17 protein-coding genes are annotated in these 20,697 nt (G+C 39.6%); 12 read left to right on the top strand and 5 right to left on the bottom strand.

The features are described 5' to 3' along the window. Window positions 1-289: 289 nt before the first annotated feature. Window positions 290-2,536, top strand: a complete 2,247-nt coding sequence (locus IQ264_RS05085; RefSeq protein WP_193979250.1) for an FdhF/YdeP family oxidoreductase — start codon at window positions 290-292, stop codon at window positions 2,534-2,536. A 160-nt stretch (window positions 2,537-2,696) separates the two neighbouring features. On the opposite strand, the gene IQ264_RS05080 is transcribed toward IQ264_RS05085, so the two are convergent. Next, window positions 2,697-5,201, bottom strand: a complete 2,505-nt coding sequence (locus IQ264_RS05080; protein ID WP_193979304.1) for a hypothetical protein — start codon at window positions 5,199-5,201, stop codon at window positions 2,697-2,699. Window positions 5,202-5,338: 137 nt separating this feature from the next. Between IQ264_RS05080 and tatA the strand changes: the two genes are divergently transcribed. Further along, window positions 5,339-5,548, top strand: a complete 210-nt coding sequence (gene tatA / locus IQ264_RS05075; RefSeq protein WP_193979248.1) for a twin-arginine translocase TatA/TatE family subunit — start codon at window positions 5,339-5,341, stop codon at window positions 5,546-5,548. A gap of 42 nt (window positions 5,549-5,590) precedes the next feature. Here the strand turns inward: tatA and cphA are convergent, their stop codons facing one another. Together cphA and IQ264_RS05065 are read right to left on the bottom strand one after the other, a co-directional pair. Then, a complete protein-coding gene (gene cphA / locus IQ264_RS05070; protein ID WP_193979246.1) occupies window positions 5,591-8,269 on the bottom strand; it encodes a cyanophycin synthetase in 2,679 nt (892 codons plus the stop codon). A 244-nt stretch (window positions 8,270-8,513) separates the two neighbouring features. Further along, complete coding sequence (locus IQ264_RS05065) at window positions 8,514-9,395, bottom strand: cyanophycinase (protein ID WP_193979244.1); 882 nt, start codon at window positions 9,393-9,395, stop codon at window positions 8,514-8,516. A 532-nt stretch (window positions 9,396-9,927) separates the two neighbouring features. Here IQ264_RS05065 and trmD point away from each other — a divergent pair. The 7 genes from trmD (at window position 9,928) to IQ264_RS05030 (ending at window position 16,580) form a co-directional block, all read left to right on the top strand. Continuing rightward, the gene (gene trmD, locus IQ264_RS05060) at window positions 9,928-10,635 is read left to right on the top strand and encodes a tRNA (guanosine(37)-N1)-methyltransferase TrmD (protein ID WP_193979242.1); all 708 of its coding nucleotides are present in this window, start codon (window positions 9,928-9,930) and stop codon (window positions 10,633-10,635) included. Between the two features lie 227 nt (window positions 10,636-10,862). After that, a complete protein-coding gene (locus IQ264_RS05055) occupies window positions 10,863-11,882 on the top strand; it encodes a DUF1517 domain-containing protein (protein WP_193979240.1) in 1,020 nt (339 codons plus the stop codon). Beyond that, complete coding sequence (gene ispF, locus IQ264_RS05050; RefSeq protein WP_193979238.1) at window positions 11,879-12,361, top strand: 2-C-methyl-D-erythritol 2,4-cyclodiphosphate synthase; 483 nt, start codon at window positions 11,879-11,881, stop codon at window positions 12,359-12,361. The genes IQ264_RS05055 and ispF overlap by 4 nt, the downstream gene beginning before the upstream one ends. A gap of 40 nt (window positions 12,362-12,401) precedes the next feature. Further along, window positions 12,402-12,884 carry a type I restriction enzyme HsdR N-terminal domain-containing protein gene (locus tag IQ264_RS05045; protein ID WP_193979236.1) on the top strand — a complete coding sequence of 161 codons (483 nt, stop codon included), beginning with the start codon at window positions 12,402-12,404 and terminating at the stop codon, window positions 12,882-12,884. Window positions 12,885-12,900: 16 nt separating this feature from the next. Then, window positions 12,901-14,688, top strand: coding sequence for an ABC transporter substrate-binding protein (locus tag IQ264_RS05040; protein WP_322744600.1), 1,788 nt, complete (start codon window positions 12,901-12,903; stop codon window positions 14,686-14,688). A 43-nt stretch (window positions 14,689-14,731) separates the two neighbouring features. Next, a complete protein-coding gene (larB, locus tag IQ264_RS05035) occupies window positions 14,732-15,514 on the top strand; it encodes a nickel pincer cofactor biosynthesis protein LarB (protein ID WP_193979234.1) in 783 nt (260 codons plus the stop codon). A gap of 274 nt (window positions 15,515-15,788) precedes the next feature. Further along, a complete protein-coding gene (locus IQ264_RS05030; protein ID WP_193979232.1) occupies window positions 15,789-16,580 on the top strand; it encodes a hypothetical protein in 792 nt (263 codons plus the stop codon). Between the two features lie 61 nt (window positions 16,581-16,641). Here IQ264_RS05030 and IQ264_RS05025 read toward each other — a convergent pair whose 3' ends face one another. Next, window positions 16,642-17,262, bottom strand: a complete 621-nt coding sequence (locus IQ264_RS05025) for a hypothetical protein (RefSeq protein WP_193979230.1) — start codon at window positions 17,260-17,262, stop codon at window positions 16,642-16,644. A 100-nt stretch (window positions 17,263-17,362) separates the two neighbouring features. Here IQ264_RS05025 and psbP point away from each other — a divergent pair, with 100 nt between their 5' ends. The 3 genes from psbP to IQ264_RS05010 all read left to right on the top strand — a co-directional run bounded on the left by psbP (window position 17,363) and on the right by IQ264_RS05010 (window position 19,673). After that, window positions 17,363-17,902: a photosystem II reaction center PsbP gene (gene psbP, locus IQ264_RS05020; protein ID WP_193979228.1), complete on the top strand. Its 540-nt coding sequence runs from the start codon at window positions 17,363-17,365 to the stop codon at window positions 17,900-17,902. A 133-nt stretch (window positions 17,903-18,035) separates the two neighbouring features. Beyond that, window positions 18,036-18,641: a Maf family protein gene (locus IQ264_RS05015; protein ID WP_228061299.1), complete on the top strand. Its 606-nt coding sequence runs from the start codon at window positions 18,036-18,038 to the stop codon at window positions 18,639-18,641. Between the two features lie 204 nt (window positions 18,642-18,845). Beyond that, a complete protein-coding gene (locus IQ264_RS05010; RefSeq protein WP_193979226.1) occupies window positions 18,846-19,673 on the top strand; it encodes a cobyrinic acid a,c-diamide synthase in 828 nt (275 codons plus the stop codon). Window positions 19,674-19,749: 76 nt separating this feature from the next. Here the strand turns inward: IQ264_RS05010 and IQ264_RS05005 are convergent, their stop codons facing one another. Further along, window positions 19,750-20,493, bottom strand: coding sequence for a class I SAM-dependent methyltransferase (locus tag IQ264_RS05005; protein ID WP_193979224.1), 744 nt, complete (start codon window positions 20,491-20,493; stop codon window positions 19,750-19,752). Between the last annotated feature and the right edge of the window lie 204 nt (window positions 20,494-20,697).

The following is a 20,697-nucleotide window of genomic DNA, read 5'->3' as shown; positions in this document are numbered from 1 at the left end:
GAAAATTATACTCAATCCATAAATTCTGTAATGTAAATTGTCAACTTGATTAATAAATTACACTAAAGTTGCTTTAATTAATCTTTTTTTTGAACCGCAAAGGACGCAAAGAGCGCGAAGAAAGAAAATAAAGGAAGTAGTTAATGCTTACATCTGCGTACCCTGCGGGAAAGCTGCGCCAACATCTGCGTTCATCTGCGTGCATCTGCATTCATCTGCGTTCCAAAAAAAAATTCCTAACTCTCTTAATTAGATAAACTATTATCAGATCTCCCATTGTTAATCACAGATGAATAACTCTCCAGACAAAGAATCTCATCCATCAGTAGGCGGCGGTTTACCTGTAGTTCAATATTGGGTAGAAAAAACCTTTACTCCCACAGGATTGAAACTATGGCAAACACTCAATCATAAAAGTGCTTGTTTATCTTGTGCTTGGGGAACGGGTGGACAAAAAGGTGGATTTGTTAATGAAGCTGGAGAATATTTACAACGCTGTGCTAAAAGTGTAGAAGCGATCGCATCTGAATTACAACCTGCCATTAGCCCAGAATTCTTTGAGAAATATAGCATCACTCAACTGCAACAACTAAATTCTCAGGAGTGCGATCGTTTAGGCAGACTCAATTATCCCCTAATTTTGAGAAGTGGCGCGACACATTACGATCGTATTACCTGGGAAGAAGTTTTCCAAATAGCTGCAAAAGCATTTCGGCAACCAGCCGAACGCATCGCTACCTATAGTTCTGGGCGTTCCTCCAATGAAGCAGCTTATTTACTGCAACTGCTAATGCGTAGCTTAGGCAGCAATAACTTAGCAGATTGTTCCGATCTCTGTCACGCACCCTCAACCGTTGGATTAAAACAAGTATTTGGCTCAGGCACATCAATGGTGAGCCTAGAAGGTTTAAAAGAAAGTGATTGCGTTGTTTTAATTGGCTCTAACGCCCCAGCAAATCATCCCCGGTTGATGAATGAATTAATTAAATTGCGCGAAAGAAACGGCAAAGTTATCATCATTAACCCCCAAATAGAAATCGGCTTAGTTAAATTTGCTTCTCCGGCTTTCCCGATTAAATCTCTCCTCACAGGCGGCTCAGACATTTCTACTTTATATCTGCAACTAATTCCTGGTAGTGATGTAGCCTTATTTATTGGGTTACAAAAATCATTAATTGAACAGAATTTAATCAAAAAAGACTATCTCGCTTCCTACACCGACGGTTGGGAACAAGTGATAAACTATGCTCAACAAACTTCATGGGAAGCGATTACTAATACTTGTGGTTTATCTGTTGAAGAAATCACAGCCGCAGCTTATTTTATTGGTACATCAGAGCGAGTAGTGTTTGCTTGGGCAATGGGTATTACTCAGCATAGTAATGGAGTAGACAACGTTTTTAGTATTGCGAATACAGCCTTGATTACAGGAAATGCAGGCAAAGTTGGTGCAGGTACAATGCCAATTCGCGGACATTCTAATGTGCAAGGATTTGGTTCAATGGGCGTAACTGTGAAATTACGAGAAGAAATCAAACAAGCACTCTCCCAATTATTAGGACATCCAATAAGTGAAACTCCAGGTTATAATACCCGTGCCTTAATTGAAGCAGCTACAGCTGGAAAAGTTGACACGCTTTTATGTTTAGGGGGAAATCTTTATGCAGCTAACCCCGATTTGAAACAAGCAAAACAAGCATTATCACAAATTCAAACTATCTTTTATGTTGCTACTAAACCCAACTTAGGGCATTTTCACGGATTAGCTCAACATCAAACTTTAATTTTACCTGTGTTCAATCGGTTTGAAAATCCGCACCAAACTACTACTGAATCTGGCAACAATTTTGTGCGGTTAAATGATGTGGGAACTAGTCACTTACAAGCCCCTGAAGCTGACTTAATTTCGGAAGTTGAATTACTCACAGAAATTGCTCACCGTATACATGGAGAAAGTCCAATTAATTGGCGAAAACTGCAAGATACTAGCTATGTTAGAGAATTAATTGCTAAAACCATTCCCGGCTATCAAAAAATTGCGACTATTGACAAAACTCAAGAAGAATTTACTATTGAGGGGCGGATTTTTATTGAACCAAAATTCGCTACAACTTCCGGTAAAGCTCAAATGTTTGTGACACCTTTACCGCAATTATCTTTACCAACTAAAACCCATTTTGGGATTACTGAAGAGCAAACGGGAATTGTCCTAATTTTAGGTACTGGACGCAGCTATACACAACATAATACTGTAGTTTATCAGCAGGAAGATAAATATCGGGGAATGCCACATCGTCATTGTATTTTAATGAATCGTTTGGATGTGCAGAATGCAGGGTTAAAAGAACATCAACGAGTTTCTGTCAAAGGAGATGTTGGAGAATTAGATAATCTTGAGATTATTTGCGGTGCAATTCGTGAAGGAGCCGCTTTTATGTTTTATCCTGAAGCTAATATTTTGTTTAGTGCTAATATCGATTCTCGCAGTGGTACACCTGCTTATAAAAGAGTCCCTGTCTGTGTATATGTTAAGTAGAATAGCTACTCTCTGCCTGAAACCTAGATCCCCCCTAGCCCCCCTTCCCAAGGGGGGAACCTTTTAAGCCCCCTTGGGAAGGGGGTTGGGGGATCTCAGTGGGTAAGTTCTAGAGATAAATAAAACGACTGAAGTCGTCACAACAAACCTGACAACAAACCTAAGAACTTTTTTCGGAATTTACAGAGGTTTGATTTGCCGAAGAGGGTGGTTTATTACCTGTGTTGCGAACATTTACCACTTTACCTAGCAAGTCAAACCAGAAGGGAGCACCCATCGAAATTGCTATAGCTGTAGCAATCCACCCTAGTAAGAACAAGATTCCTACTAACCATTTGCCTGAAGTTGTTATCATGACGAAAATGGCAGTCGGAACAAAGTAATTTGAGGGTTTATTGCTCTTAGCGCGAACGTTTTCGTATCGTTTTTGAGCTTCTTCAAAGATTTTAGAGCCAGTGTATTTATTTTTTCCACTAACAACTTGGTTAGCAACTTGGTTGTAAATTTGATCGAAATTAAGTGATTTATCTTCTTTGCTATGTTTAATGCACTTGTCGAATAGTTTATCCCAATCATCTTCCTGAGCATTTTTCGGGAATTCACAACCCAATTGTCTACCTAACACACGGGGATTCCAACCGATCGGCAATTTCAGTTGTTCATTTAGAATTTGCGAAACTTTCTGGTTGCGATCGCGCCAGCGTTGCGTAGCAGTATCGCGCAACTGATTTGCATCCAAAGATGAAGCAGATTGATTTTCAGTGGCAATAAAATTTTCTGAACCCTGTACTATAGCTTGTCGCAGTTCTTGATCGTATGCAAGTTGATTCGCAATGTAAATTGAGTTAGAATTCGTCGCAATGGCTAATCCAAAACCAATTAACAAACTAATCCCTTTAGCATTCCGTTTATAAACCCCTGATGAGCGATCCATCGATCGATCGAACCAAATTTCAATTTCTTGTGCTAGCTGGTTAACTTCATTTCCAGTGCGATCGATCTTCGTTTTTGCTCGTTTAACCAGTGTAGTCACACTCTGTTTCACAGAACTAGGAATAAAAGGCAAATCAATATCTGCATTATTAATAATTAAAGCTCGGTAGTATTGACGAAAACTCTGTCCCAGTCTACTCAACTCCCAGTTAAGGTTTTCTGGCTTTTCCTCCACTAGGGTTTTAAATTCACTTATAAATGATTCAATTAAGTTTTCCCTATTACTTTCAATGTTAGGACTAGGCGAGAAAAATACATCTACTAAATTTACAATGCTTCCTTGTTCGTTAGAATCATCATAACTCTTAGGCTCTTTATTAACCAGTAATAACAAAACAAAAATAACAATGAGAATTATAATAAAAACTATTCCTCCAACAGGGGTAATGAAGAGTGTTCCTAAAGGAAAAACAGCAGTCCAAGTAACAATTAAAAAGCCTATCAGAAGACAAATTGAAAATAACTCTTTCCCTTTTAATTGGAATACTTTGGAACCAAGTAATTTTCGACCTTCTTCACCAAAACCTTGCTTAAAAGCCTCTAATTTATCTTTTGCCCCTGGATTATTTTTAATTTTTTTATTGATAATTTTGATTAATTCCTCATACATACTAGACAAAGGCATACCTAATTTGATTTCAGATGTAATTGAATTAGTTGCCCAAAATTTTGTATAATCTGGTGATTCTAAAATATTTTCCTTAGTTATAAACTTAGTTTGTGCAGGATTAATAATTATCCGAATAGTTGCATCAAACAGTACAATAAAATTTTGCAATTCATCAACAACATCTTGATATCTTTGTTGATAATATGTGTTAATTTTATCTTTATATCCTTGCCAAGTTATACTATTTTGATTTATCAAATCAGCAACTTCTTCAATTGTCGGCTGCAATCCACCATTGACGATCGCCAATTCATTCCGATCTCCAAAAAAAACTTGCTTCCAAATCGATAATTTTTTCTTTTGTTCTTCACCTTGTAATTGATGAATAAACTGCTCAATTCGTAGCGAGATTTTATCTATTGCTTTAATTAGGGTAAGGTCACTATTACTAAACTGTTTATATATTTTATACAAATCAACTTGCAGTAATTTATAATATTCGTCTTTAGCAGGGCTTTTGCTTAACGCTGCTTCGAGTTCTTCTGATTTGAGAATTTCTTCAGTGCGATCGACAATAGTACCGATATTCTCAACAATTGAACTTCTAAAGCGATCGAACTTCGCCTCAATCAGCGGCTCAACCAGTTTACCAATTCCTAGCCTTTCAATTAAAGCGGTGGCAAAAGTTTCTCCAGGTATATATGAAGGCGCACTAACTTTATTGCCAAAAACTCCATCTCTGCCAGTTAACCCTTGATAAATCCATGATACAAACCAAGTAATTTTCCGAAACATTGTCGCAAATAATCCTCTCGCCTCTTGATTGATATCGTTCAGCAGAGGATGATTATACAAATCCTTGGTCAGTTGTTTAGCTGATTCTATATTTTGATCGGTGATCGTATCACCAGCCAGCAAATTAATTATTGACTGTCTTAGGTGCTGTGCTCGCCACTGAAACACCGTAGCAATTAATTCTTGAATTTCTGAGGCCAGCAAGCTTAAAATTAGGTAGATGAAAATTAACCCGATGACAACATCGACAATAGCCGGAATATTCATAATAGTTAAACTATTTTTAATCAGCTAATTCGGAGCATGATCTAAAAATCGACAATTAGCATAGCTGACTTATCTCCCTTCTGGGATAAACTGTAATCAAAGTTAAAAATTTAACACTTACAAAATAGGAGATGCAAATGTTTGGATTAGGATTACCAGAAATCGGCATTATTGCTGTAGTTGCTCTACTAGTTTTCGGCCCGAAAAAGATCCCCGAAATGGGCAGTGCTTTGGGTAAAACTTTACGAGGCTTTAAAGATGAAATGAGCAAATCCCAGGAGGAAGCAGAGGAGCAGGGGACAGGGGGACAAGGAGACAAGGGGACAAGGGGACAAGGGGAAAATTAAATTTTTACCTGTTCCTTGTTCTCCGTTCCCCGTTCCCTTGTTCTAATTCCCTACTGAGGAAGTAACTGCATTATTAGATTCTACAGTTGCAGGTTGTTGTACTGCTTCGGGGATGGGATTACGGGCTTCAATTAAGCTGACGGCACGACTGACACTTTCGGGCAAAACTACTACCAAACTGTTGACAGTCGCACTATCTAAAGCAGTATTAATCGCTTTTGTTTCATCGAGAATTGTGTCGTAATTAAAATCTGCTTTAGTTTGCTTGATGCCTTCGATAATTAATCGTGCGCCATCGCCTCTTTCTCTGCCTCTGTTATCATCATCTTCTTTGACGATGATCCGATCGAACATTTGCGCCGCCAACTTCCCTAACTGGACAAAATCTTCATCTCTGCGATCGCCAGGGCCGCCCACTACTCCAACTCTTTCACCAGGCCAACTGCGAACGAAACTCGCTAAAGCTTCGTAGCTGTGGGGGTTATGGGCATAATCGATTAAAGCATGATAATTGCCCAAGTTAAACAAATTCATTCTCCCTGGAGTTTGATTGCTGGAAGCGCGGAAAGTTTTAATTGCCGATCGAATTACATCAACATCTACACCTTGAACAAATGCAGCCAAACTAGCAGCTAAAGCATTTGCAATCATAAATGGTGCTCTGCCACCCATTGTCAAGGGTACATTAACTGCCTGTTCAATTCTAATCGTCCAATCTCCCTTCAAAATTGAGATATAGCCGTTTTCATAAACTGCGGCAATCCCACCAGAGCGAGTATGTTCTTTAATTAACTGGGAATCAGGATTCATCGAGAAGTAAGCTACCTGTGCCTTTGTCCGTTGCGCCATTGCTGAAACTAACGGATCGTCAGCATTGAGTACGGCATAGCCATTGGGGTGAATCGCTTCGGCTACTACACTTTTAACGTGAGCTAATTTTTCTACCGTGTCAATATCAGCAATCCCCAAGTGATCGGCGGCGACATTGAGGATAATACCCACATCACTAGCATCAAATCCTAATCCCGATCGCAAAATCCCACCCCTAGCAGCTTCCAACACCGCTACTTCTACCGTCGGGTCTTGTAAAATCAACTGAGCACTTTGGGGGCCAGTATTATCACCTTTTTCCACCAAGAACTCCCCGATGTAAGTGCCATCAGTCGTCGTGTATCCCACGACCATACCTGTTTGGCGGTAAATATGCGCCAACAAGCGAGTAGTTGTAGTTTTGCCGTTAGTACCTGTGACTGCCAAAATGGGGATGCGGCTCGGTGCGCCAGGGGGGTATAACATATCAATTACCGCGCCACCGACATTTCGCGCAATTCCCCGGCTAGGCGAAGCGTGCATTCTAAATCCGGGTGCAGCGTTCACTTCCACAATTACCCCATCCATTTCTTTTAACGGACGGGTGATATCAGATGTAACTACATCGATTCCGGCAATATCCAAGCCGATAATTTTCGCTACTCTTTGGGCGATCCAAATGTTTTCTTTGTGAATTTCGTCAGTGCGATCGACTGCAATCCCCCCTGTACTCAGGTTAGCTGTTGCCCGGAGATAACAAATTTCATCTTTTGGTAATACTGTTTCCAGGGTATAACCTTGTTTTTCTAATAATTGCCAGGAAGTGCGATCGAGTTCAATCCGGGTCAGCACATTATCATGTCCCTCGCCCCGATTCGGGTCGCGATTAGTTTCATCAATCAATTCTTGAATTGTCGATTTACCATCTCCGACTACGTGGGCGGGTATTCTTTCAGCAACGGCTACGACTTTACCATTGACGACTAAAATCCGGTGATCCCGTCCTTGGTAATAGCGTTCCACAATTACCGATTTAGAAACTTCCTTCGCCGCATCGTAAGCTTCTTCTGCTTCTTCCCAAGTCGTAATGTTAATGGTAATCCCGCGTCCGTGATTACCATCCAACGGCTTAATTACGATCGGGTAGCCGCCCACATCTGCGATCGCATCTGCCAAATCATCCAAGAAATTGACCACAGTCCCTCGCGGAACTGGGACTCCCGCTTCCCGCAAAATTTGTTTGGTACTTTCTTTATCCGAAGCTAGTTCTACACCTAAAATTCCCGTTTGGGAAGACAGAGTTGCTTGAATTCGCTTTTGATATATCCCTTGACCGAATTGCACCAAAGCACGGGCGCTTAAAGGTGTCCAAGGAATTCCCCTCAGTTCTGCTTCTTTAACAATTGTTTCTGTACTTGGCCCTAAAGCAGCATCCGCTGCCATTTCTTTTAGGTCTTGCAGGTCTTGCTCTAATTCTGTTTGGGGATAACTACCTGTGTCCATGATGCTTTGGCACAGCCTGACCGCAGCCCGCACTGCATAGCGACCCGCTTGTTCGTCTTTGTATTCAACTACGACGTGATATATCCCCGGTGTAGGCGTTTCGCGAGTCCGACCAAATCCCACTTCTATCCCTGCTAGCATCTGTAGTTCCAGGGCAATGTGTTCTATGATATGCCCCATCAGCGTGCCTTCTTTAACTCTGCTTAGGAAACCACCGCGACACCCTGGGGAACAAAAATGCTCTATTAAGCTGGGTAAAACTTCGACCAATCCCTCATAAAAACCTGGTATTTCGTTCGACGGACGATCGGCAAGTTCTTCCAAATCGAGACGCATCACGATAAGTTTGTGTCGTCGAATGCTCCAATAGTTAGGACCGCGTAACGTCTGGATTTTAAGAATTTTCATGGCAGTATCCGAGAGTCATTGAGCAGCAGGACAGCAGTAAACACAATTATCTAGTTTCAAATTCTGAGGCTCCACTAAACTGTTCACTAGTAACATTTTTGGCGAAGCATTTTTGGTTTTCCGTACATTTTAAAGGAAGTTGGTTAACCAGCAATGTTCAAAATACTACTAGTTAACGGGATTAGCTAGCGCCCAGATTCAGCATTTTAAGTTCAGAGACAAAACGAAAAACTAAACCAAAATTTTATGTTTGTGTTTGATCGGTTACACATCCTTCACCTAACGAAGGAATTATTTTTCGTTGACGCATATCATAGCGATCGCCATAGCTAAGAATGTGAACCCTCAAATTATAAATACTGATTGGGTCAGTAGCACCGATGTATGGTTGATTGGTATAAGACATTTCTGAAGGGTCAACAACGGTGACTGTACCTTTTCCCAATACTTGAATAATCCCATCACCTTCAAATAAAGCGCAGGTGTCTTCATCAATACCAATTCCCAAGCGATCGGGGTGGGCGGAAACTGCACTCATTAGTCTTGCCATGCGATTCCGATTGTGGAAATGTTGATCGACAATTACTTCTGGTAAAAAACCTAAACCCGTCGCCATATCTACTAAGGAACGGTTGGGACATTCGCCACTTCCACCACCTGCGATCATGTGGTGTCCCATGACTGCTGCACCTGCACTAGTTCCGGCTAAAGTCAGTCTACCTTGCCAAACTCCCAAGCGTAATTTTTCCATAAACGGCGTATCAGCCAGCAATCCACATAATCTCAGCTGATCGCCGCCTGTCATAAATACGCCTGTACAAACTTCTAAGAATTCATGGTAAGCGGGGTCTTCGCACTGAACGCGATCGCGAATATCTACCAACTCGATCCGCTTCGCCCCCATCTCCTGAAATATCGCCCGGTATCTTTCCCCAATAATTGCAGGCTCACGGGACGCTGATGGTATGATAGCTATCTGAGCATCCGCTCCCCCAGAACGATTAAAGAAAGCATGGAGAATCTCTCTACCATGTACTTTATCTTCAGCACCGCCAATTACCATCACTGCTGTTTTCATCGGTTGGGGCTTTGTCTGTTCCTGTGCTTGAACTTCTAATTGCAGCATTTTATGTTTCCTCTTCTCCGGTTAGTCTGAGTTTTAAGCCATACTTAACAAATGTTTGTTCTCCTCATTTTTAGTCCTGAGTTCAGCCTTCTCCTCTCCTGTGATTAGGATCGGAAAGCTAACAATCCTAAAGTAAGTAACTCCCTACTCAGAACTCAGTACTGGTATGGTTAACGCTCTAGATCGTAATCTTTAACACATAATAGTAGTTTATTAGACCTAATATTAAACTTTTATGAAACTTTTTGTCCGTCATTGTGAGAAATTAGCCAATATTTACGAAGTAGTTATATCTTACAATCTGATAGTATCGAAATCTAAAATTTGTCAGGCTGCAAATTAAACGAATTGGTACTGAGTCCTAATTTTTAACACTATTCTTGTTATCTTTTGGTAACTTTTATAGCTAAACTAGTGCAAGAAGGCAGAAGGACACAAGGCTCGTACAAGCTTTTTACCTTTTTTTCAACTGGTTGGTGATTTCTGCAACACTGCACTAGAAAGTTGTTCTTTTTCAAGAGATTGTAAAATTGTGCGGATAGATGTTGTTACCCTGTTTCCCGATTTTTTCACTTCCCCGCTAAGTTCCGGCTTGTTGGGGAAAGCCTTAGCGAAACAGATTGCTGCTGTAAATCTGGTGAATCCCAGAGATTATGCCACAGATAAGCATCGACGAGTAGATGATGAACCTTACGGTGGTGGTGTGGGAATGTTAATGAAGCCAGAACCGATCTTTGCTGCTGTGGAATCTCTACCAATTTTACCAAAACGGGATGTAATTTTAATGACTCCCCAAGGGGAAACTCTCAATCAAGGATTATTAAAAGAATGGGCAACTAATTATGACCAACTAGTGATTATTTGTGGTCATTATGAAGGGGTTGATGAACGAGTGTTAAATTTAGTGACTCGTGAGGTATCTTTGGGAGATTTTATCTTAACTTGTGGAGAGATTCCCGCATTAACGTTAATTAATGGCGTAGTGCGGTTACTACCAGGAACGGTGGGTAAAGAAGAATCTTTAAAAGCCGAAAGTTTTGAAGCTATTTTGTTAGATTATCCGCAGTACACCCGCCCGCCAGAATTTCGCGGTTGGCGAGTTCCAGATGTATTATTATCAGGAAATCATGGAGAAATTGCTCGTTGGCGAAGAGAACAGCAAATCGAAAGAACTCGCGATCGTCGTCCCGATTTGTATGATACTTGGTTGGAACAATCAGGCAAAGAAGCTGCTGAATAAAAACGTACAAGGAAAAGTTTGATTAGGATTTACAGATTTAGCAGATTTCTTGATTAATCCTGCTCCAGAATGTAAATCAATAAATCCCGATCGAGTTTGGAGTTACATCTATCCCAGGAAGTAATTGATATAAAGAAATATGAAGAATACAAATTGTCTGTGAGGGCAGGGGCAAGCTAGATCAAGAACTAAGATCGGAGTAAAGCTGGTTAATTTGAAATATGAAAATGAAATCTAAGTTGCAATTTTGGTGTACAGCTGCCCTTTCCCTGTTGCTAGTTAATACAGTCAACATTGAGTTTACGCCAACTCACAAACAAGTAAGGTTAAATGTTGGTCAGGAAGCATTAGCTAAACGTAGTGGGGGGCGCAGTGGAGGGGGTTCTTTTAATAGGTCTTCGCCTTCCCGCAGTGCTCCGAGTCGAGGATATTCTGATAATGATTCAGGAGGTTATCGCAGTAGTCCTACTTATACAAGCCCAAATATATATGTTGCGCCTGGGGGTTATTATCGCGGGGGTTACGGTTACTATTATTCACCGCTGCCGATAATTGTGTTAATTTTGATAGTGGGAATTTTAGGATTGGCGATCGTCTTTGCCCTGAAAAATGCAATTAGCAGTAATAACAGTTCTAGTGAGGAAATTGCAACTTATTCAACGGGCAACAAAGAGTTAGATAACAATATTGTTACTGTGACTAAATTGCAAATTGGGTTATTAGCCCAAGCCCATGTAGTGCAGAAACAACTAACAGATTTAAGCTTGCAAATTGATAGCAGCACTCCCGAAGGATTAACCGAATTAATGCAGGAATCGGTGTTAGCATTGTTGCGAACTCCAGAAAATTGGACTCACGTTTCTGCTAGTTCCAAAACTGTGAAGAGTCGGGAAGAAGCGGAAAAACTCTTCAATCAAATTTCCATAGAAGAACGCACAAAGTTTAGCGCGGAAACGCTGTCTAATGTTAAGGGAAAAGTTCGCCAACTGCAACAAGATATTAAACCAGACCAAGAACCAGGAACATACATTGTTGTTAGCTTATTAATTGGTACAGAAAACGATCGCCCTTTGTTTGGTGATGTTTACTCAAGCCAAGATTTGAAGCAAGCATTAGAAAAAATCGCAGCTACTCCACCAGAATATCTTTCCGTATTTGAGTTACTTTGGACTCCGCAATCAGACACAGAAAGCCTAACTTATGATGAAATGTTAAGTGAGTACACTAACATGATGCAAATTGCATGAACATTCGCATAGGTAACGGTTACGATATTCATCGATTAGTATCTGGACGACCTTTGATTTTGGGAGGTGTCCAGATTTCTCACGAATTGGGGTTATTGGGACATAGCGATGCAGATGTCCTGACTCACGCGATTATGGATGCGATGCTAGGGGCGTTAAGTTTGGGGGATATTGGTCATTATTTCCCACCTACCGATCCGAAATGGGCGGGGGCTGATAGTTTAATGTTGTTGAGTCAGGTGGATCAACTGATCCGGGAAAAAGGTTGGCGAGTAAGTAATATTGACTCAGTGATAGTGGCGGAACGTCCAAAATTGAAGCCGCATATTTCAGCGATGCGCGATCGTCTAGCAGCTGTTCTAGAATTAAAACCTGACCAAATTGGTATTAAAGCCACCACTAACGAAAAATTAGGCCCTGAAGGAAGAGAAGAAGGAATTTGTGCCTATTCTGTAGCTTTGCTGGTAGCAGCTGATTAAGTCGCTTTAAAACCTGAGATTTGTTAAAAGGATCAAAGTAATGGAAACAGCAAATTACATTCCTCAAAGACAGATAGATATTATCGCCTACAATAGTGAAGAACAAGCAATTTTAATTGCTGAGGTAAAAGCTTTAGGATTTCAAAATCATCAAGCAAAACAGCAAGCTTTCTCCCAACTAAAGTCTTACTGGCAATCTTGGAATCGATCTATCTCTTTTGTGATGTTAGCTGATTTGTCAGAAATTGAGATTTTTTCAGGAGAAAGTGTTAATGTCGCGGAACCTTTGTTGACTCTCAAAACTGCGGACATACTTAGCCACTACGATCCCGAATTTGCTAATACGCGGATTCTTAGTCCATATTTTGAAACATTACTGGAAGCATGGTTACGAGATTTAGCTTATCATTGGAAATCAGAAAAGCCACCTGCATCAGATCAAGTAGAGGAAATAGGTTTATTACAACTGTTAGCAGATGGAACAACAAAATCTGAGGTAGTGCTGGAAAGTGATAATTGCTAATTTTTAGAGAAGATAAATGATGAAATACTCGGCTATTAAAAGAATAAGATTTTCGGTATTTTTGTTAATACTGTTGTTCATTGGCGCGATCGCCCTTACCAGTTGTAATGCCCTAAAAATTAAAAGTGCAACAGCCCAAGTTCCACAAATTGTTACTAGCGTACTTAGCGATCCAAAAACTTTTAACCCGCCTTTTGTTCAGGAAGCACCTAGTCCTACTAGCCTGATGTTTGAAGGATTGGTTACGGAAAATGGTTTAACAGGCAAAATTGAACCAGATTTAGCCGAATATTGGACGATTTCGCAAGATAAAAAAAACATAGTTTTTACTCTTAAACCGAATTTGAAATGGTCTGATGGCAAACCATTAACAGTAGATGATGTAGTTTTCACTTACAATGAAATCTACTTGAATGAAGCAATTCCTACCGATACCAGAGATGTATTGAGAATTGGTGAAAGTCGCGCTTTACCAACAGTAAAAAAATTAGATGGGCGCAGAGTAGAATTTACTGTTCCTGAACCTTTTGCCCCATTTTTAAGAGTAACTGGAGTGCCGATATTACCAGCACATATTTTAAGGAAATATGTTAATAAGAAAAACCAAGATGGCAAACCCACATTTCTCACAACTTGGGGAGTTAATACACCACCTAACGAAATAGTAGTAAATGGGCCTTATGTTTTAGAAAGATACGACACAAGTGAGCGGATCATTTTTCGTCGTAATCCTTATTATTGGCGGAAAGATAGCCAAGGTAAGCAACAGCCATATATTGAAAAAATGGTTTGGCAAATTGTTGAATCAACCGATGTGGCTTTAATGCAATTCCGTTCAGGAAGTTTGGATTCTATTTCTATATCACCAGACATTTTTTCCCTAGTAAAGCGAGAAGAAAACCGGGGAAATTTTTCCATTTATAATGGTGGCCCTGCTTCCGGCACAACTTTTATTTCCTTTAACTTAAATAAAGCGAAAAATGCCCAGGGACAACCAATTGTCAATCCGATAAAGTCGCGGTGGTTTAATACTAAAGAATTTCGGCAAGCGGTGGCTTATGGGATCGATCGCCAAACCATGATTAACAATACTTTTCGTGGATTAGGTGCTCCACAAAACTCTCCAATTTCAGTGCAAAGTCCCTATTACCTATCTCCTGAAAAGGGGCTGAAAGTTTATGATTACAATACCGAAAAAGCCAAGGAATTGCTATTAAAAGCGGGATTCAAATATAATGATGAAGGGCAATTATTAGATTGGGATGGGAATCGTGTCCGCTTCACATTGATGACGAATAGTGGTAATAAAATTCGGGAAGCAATGGGAGCACAAATCAAGCAAGATTTGAGTAAAATTGGGATTCAAGTTGACTTTACGCCAATTAACTTTGGCACCTTAGTAGATAAACTTTCTAATACCAGAGATTGGGATAGTTATTTACTCGGATTAACCGGAGGAGTGGAACCAAATGATGGTGCTAATGTTTGGAATAGCACAGGGGGATTACACAGCTTTAACCAAGGCCCTGCACCAAATGAACCGCCGATTAATGGTTGGGTAGTTTCTGATTGGGAAAAAGAAATCGATCGCCTAATGATTGCCGGAGCACAAGAATTAGACGAAACCAAACGCAAAGAAATTTATGCCAAATTCCAGAATATTGTGCAAGAAGAACTGCCAGTAATTTACTTGGTTAATCAGTTATCATTGGCAGCGGTGCGCGATCGCATTCAAGGCATAAAATACTCAGCACTAGGCGGCGCATTTTGGAACCTTCACGAACTAACATTAACCGAAAATTAAACCAGCTAAAATCGAAAGTCTAAAAGCTAAAATATAAAATCGAATGACTCAACCCGAAGCATTACAATCTCTACTAGAAGAAGTGGCAAATGGTAGAGTTAGCCCAGATGTGGCAATGGAAAAACTCAAGCATTTTGCTTTTGAATCAGTGGGCGATTTTGCCAGAATCGATCATCATCGACAACTGCGAACTGGCTTTCCCGAAGTGATATGGGGACCCGGTAAAACACCCGATCAAATTGCCCATATTTTCCAGGCAATGCAACAACAAAATCCAGTAGTAATGGCAACTAGAATTACTCCCGAAGTTTACGCCGAAATACAGGAAAAAATTCCTCATCTTTACTACTACCCAAATGCCCGAATTTGCGCCACCGTTCCTGCTGCTTTAGAACCCCAATATTCCGGGACAATTGGCATTCTTTCTGCCGGAACAGCTGACTTGCCAGTAGCGGAAGAAGCCGCAGTTACCGCCGAACTTTGCGGTTTTCAGGTACAGCGTCTCTGGGATGTGGGAGTCGCAGGAATTCACCGTTTGCTGAGTAACCGTCACGTCATCGCCCAATCCAATGTTTTAATTGTGGTAGCGGGAATGGAAGGCGCTTTGCCTAGCGTGGTGGCGGGTTTGGCTGATTGTCCCGTGATTGCGGTTCCCACCAGCGTCGGTTATGGCGCAAGTTTTGGCGGTCTTGCCCCACTATTGACAATGTTGAATTCTTGTGCTGCGGGAGTAGGTGTGGTGAACATTGATAATGGTTTTGGCGCAGCAATTTTGGCAGGACAAATTCTCAGGACGGCGCGTAAGATTAGTTTAATGGCTGAGTGACTGGGGACTGGGGACTGGAGATGACAGGCAAGATGCCTGTCCTACGGGATTAGGAAAAAACTTCTCGATTTTTTATCTCTGTTTCCTCTGCATCTTAAGCGGTTCAAAAAAAATCGGTTCTCTCTTACTTATGGTGATAAGTAAACTTGATTAATTTGTACAATGCTTAATTTACAAGAAATCCCAGTCCCGTAGGACAGGCATCTTGCCTGTCATCCCCTGTACCCAGTCCCTAAAACCAGGGTTTTTCATCACAAGTACAAAAAAGCCATATATGCGAAATTCCGCTAATAATTTTCTGGTTTTGCGGGTTGCTTTAATTGTATTGATTGTTAGTTGTTTGGAGTTGATTTTTCGCAAGTTTAAATGTAATTTAGGAGAATTTTTCGGTTTATTTTGGGTTAATTTTTTATTTTTATTGGTTTTATTTTATTGGCCTCCCTACTTGGCAAGAAAGTTCAATGGGAATTTAAGCAACTCATTAGCTGCTCGGTTTAGTTTGTTTTTTAATGTTTTGTTTAAAATTGCTTTTTATATGTTATTCATGGCTATTTTCATGGTTTTTATTTTAAGTTATTTACAGCAAGGCGTTAGCGATTACTTATTGTTTGTCCCGTTACTGATTATCTGGCCTATTTATGCTTATTTAGAGTTAAAGCAACATTTTATAAAATGTACATTACCCTTGGTAATTAGCGTATTTACCCTGGTAGTAATTCAATTCTTGAATGTATCAAATCCGAGTTTGGCAACTTTTGATGAGTATTTTCCGGCATTTGCGGAAGTAGCTGCTATGGTACAAAGGGGAGAATTGCCAGCACAAACAAGTAATAATCAAATATCAGAAATTAAACTTCCTTGTAAATATCGTTATTTGATTGGTTGTCCAAATCGGAAAATAGTTGTGAAACAGCAAGGAAACGCGACAGAGATTTTCTTTTGCCAAGATCGATCGCGTTTCTCTCAAGGAATTACAGGTTTTGTTTATCGCTCAGATGGGTCGGATATATCTAATCAAAAGATTAGGAAACTTAAAGAAAATTGGTTCTGGCAAAACGTGAAATAAAAATTATCTGTGTTTATCTGTGGTAAAAAAACGCCAGATTCAAATTCACACAATAAATCAATTAAACAAACACAGATAACCATTTGGGATAAGCATAAGAATCTACCAAATTCAATTCTTGTTCGGGGAAAGTTTGGAATATTTTTTTTGCGACTGTTTCCAAATTGTCTTTTAATTTGTCGTCTGTTCCCGATGCTTCAAAACCTAAAGTCCACCAATGATTATCATTAATAATTATTTTGGTAAGTTCTACATTACAACCTTCTTGAGAAGTTTGATCTGTTGAAGTTGGAGTTAAGCTATAATCATTAGCAACTAAATAGCGAATTTGCGATCGCACTTTCTCCACCTTCACCCATTGTCCTTTAGCAATCACATCTGGAGTAATTAAACTCTCTATTTTCCCATCTTCACAAGTAGATTTAAGCCATTTTTCCGCTGCACCAATTACATTATTTCTTAACTGCCAAATTCCTAATTCTGTGACTCGCAACTTAGTTTCTAATCGCTGTTGACGGAGTTTAACCCCCAAAAATTCACATCCAGGTATTAGTAAATACCAGTCTTCTCGCTCTTCTAAATTTTGACAATTTTCCCTAAGTACATCCGCAATAAACCAATTTTCAATTGCTGGGGGTGTTGTCCCTTGATAAAACCATCTAATTTCGCTAGTAGTCAGCATTACCAGTTCTCCGAAAATTCTTAGTTCCAAAAAAGTGTCCCATAAATGAGAAAATATAATCGCTTAGAAAACTACAATACTGGCAAAAGGAATGTAACAAATGCTAAAACGAATTGTATCGCTACTATTAATTGTTCTGACTGTCACCTTGAGTGGTTGTGTTTCCGCTACAGGCGGGTTGAAAAGCTATATTGATACCAGCGACGGATACCAGTTCTTATATCCTAATGGTTGGATTCCGGTGCAAGTATCAAGTGGCCCTGATGTGGTGTTTCATGATTTAATTGAGGACACAGAAAATGTAAGTGTGGTAATTAGTCAAGTTACATCAGGTAAAACTCTTCAAGAATTGGGAAGTCCTGGTGAGGTAGGATACAAATTATCCAAAAGTGCGATCGCACCAGATGGATCGGGACGAGAAGCAGAATTAGTTAATGCAGAAGCAAGAGAAGGTAGCGGAAAAACTTATTACCTTTTAGAATATGCCGTGAAATTGCCCAATCAAGAACGACATAATCTCGCTAGTGTAGTTATTAGTCACGGTAAACTTTACACTTTTAATGCTTCAACTACAGAAAAGCGATGGAAAAGTGTAAAAAATCAGTTCCAGCAAGTTGTTGATTCATTCCAAGTTTATTAAATTAGTTATTGGTCATTTGTCATTGGTCATTCGTAATTGGGTATAACCAAGAACAAATGTGGCAATTTGCCAAAAACCCGTAATCGAAGATTATGCCAATTGCAAATGACAGATGACAGATGACAAATCACAAATGACTAGTAACAAAATGCCTAAATTTATTTTAGCTTCAGCTTCTCCAGCGCGGCTTCGCCTGTTACAAAATGTGGGAATTGAACCAATTGTTTTGCCTAGTGATTTTGATGAATCGCTGGTGAATATTAGCGATCCTAAAGAATTAGTTAAAACTTTGGCGTTGCGAAAGGGGGAAACAGTAGCGGCGCAACAAACAGAGGCATTAGTATTAGGTTGTGATTCAGTTTTGGCAATAGAAGGGGAAATTTACGGAAAACCAGCTGATGCAGCTGAAGCGATCGCTCGTTGGCAACAAATGCGCTCTAAAGTTGGCGAATTGTTAACAGGTCATGCTTTAATCGACTTACAACAGGGGAAAACTTTAGTACATTGTCAAGTGACAGAGGTTTATTTTGCTAACGTTAGCGATCGGCAAATTGCCGCTTATGTCGCCACTGGCGAACCCCTCAAATGCGCGGGATGCTTTGCATTAGAAGGTAAAGGAGGTCTTTTCGTCGAAAAAATCTCCGGTTGTCACAGTAACGTTATCGGACTCAGCCTACCCTTGCTACGTCAGATGTTAGATGAACTCGGATACGATGTCACCGACTTTTGGGGCTTTTAGTCAAGTAAATTGTTAAAAATAGTTAAATCTAAAAATGGGTTTATTGGGAGATATTTGGGAATACTAGTCGTAGATGGAATAGAACTAAGGTGAAAATTGTAGTGATATTACTTTTGTAACTTTTAGAGATTCCAGCCATTAAACCTTTTTCACCTTAGTAATATTCTTGCTCAAGTTCTTCCTTTCTATCCCTGGTTTCAGGCTATGACTGAACTCAACTCTCAAACAACTCACCTTGCTGAATCCAATACTGCTAAAAGTATGCTGGAAAAATTACCCCCACCTGCCAGAGAATGGGCTGAAAGTCTACCTTGGGAACAGCGCCGTTATGTCTTGTCTTTATGTCATTTATTATGTGCTGCGTCTCCAGAAGTACAAGCTGACTTTTTAGACGATTACACTGCTGATGGTTTAGTTGCTCGAATGCTACAAGATCGAGACGCGCAACAGCAATTAGAAAGCTACTTGCGGAGATTTTACATTAATACGGAAATTAATCAGGCACTTTTAAAAAGTTATGTCCGGCAATCATTTATTCATTCCTCTCAAGATTTACGTCGCAAGCCTGATTTATATTTGGAATCAGCCTTACGTTTAGTTCTAAGTAATAAAGAAAGAAACAGCGTTTTCAACTACATTTTGGGTTTCGAGTTATTGAAAATGATTTACAAAATGAGTTGGGCACAACATGAAAGATTAACAGCTTTACAAAAATCTCCGGCAACTTTTGTTAAATATATCATTAAACCTATTCAGAAATCTCATAGATTGAATGGCATAATTGTCCCCAAACACGAAAAAGTTTTTTTTGAAAAACATGATTACTTTGTGCAAGTACCTAATATTCCCGAAAAGAAACTAATTGATTTAGTTATGTTTACTTTTTCTACCGAAATAGTAAGTGATTTTGGGTTTTCTATAATTCGCCATCCTCATTCTTTGATGTTTGATTATGAGTACATTTTTCAATTAGAAAAGGAAGGGATTTTTACCCAAGATTTTTCTCATGATTTGGGGATGAATATGGAGTAGTCATTGGTAAAGACAAATTAGGGTTAATAGAATTATAGTTATTCAACACCAAATTTTGTTGGGGATTGAATTCAACTCAACCCCATTTACGGTAGCATCGGGCTGTGGTGTAATAAGGGTGAAAATTTTCTAAGAATTTACTTTGAATTGTCTTGAAGAAAGTTTCCACTATTTCCGGGTCATCCAAATGAAAAGGGTACTCTTGATTAAAACCTTTAAAGAAATACCAGTTGAGAATAGTTTTACCTTCTGGTTGTAAGGCTTGATGAAACTTTAGCAACTGCTCGCAGGGATCTGGTAAATGTTCTAAAACATCAAAGGACATTATTGTATCAAAATACTCTTCTGAGGGCATATCTAAACAAAAAGTGATTTTTTCACTCAACCCCATCTGGTTTACTCGATAATGAACAAAATCACGATTAATAGGATTAATATCACAATATATCACTTGTTCAACTTGCGGGCAAAGGGCAGCACAAATTGTATGAGTTCCAATCCCACCACCAAAATCTAACACCCGACCTTCAGCATAATCTGCAATCAACATCAAGGTATTTTCAATATTTTCATGGCATTCTAAATGCCATGCTCCCAATTCAAATAAATAAACTTCTCCTACGCGATCGCGATAAAAAGCAGTTGCCGCTTCCCAATCAAAATCTTTGTGGCCTAACTCTGCCATTTCTCGCTTACCCGCAGCTAATTTTTTATTTAGTGTTTCTGAATCTAAATGCAAAAACTCTTGGAGATGCTGTCTTAAGTTAAATGAATTTTCCGCATAACCGCTTAAGTAACTTGGGAGTGAAAGTTTAGCCATTTGATATCTTCTGATGAACAGTCCGTACTTTTAAATGATACCAAGTTTTGTTTAAACTACCAGTTAAAAAATTTTTTTATATTTTTTCGTGTGTTGATACCCATGCTAGCCTATAAAAACAACAACTCCATATTTGGCTTGATTTTTCAACCATAAAATAGCATAATTATTTGGTAGCGATGCTATTTTTGCTGGAAAAATACG

Source organism: [Phormidium] sp. LEGE 05292 (genome assembly GCF_015207735.1).
Lineage (GTDB): Bacteria > Cyanobacteriota > Cyanobacteriia > Cyanobacteriales > Aerosakkonemataceae > Floridanema.
Note: the sequence above shows the minus strand (reverse complement) of the source record. Positions and strands in the feature narration are given on the sequence as shown.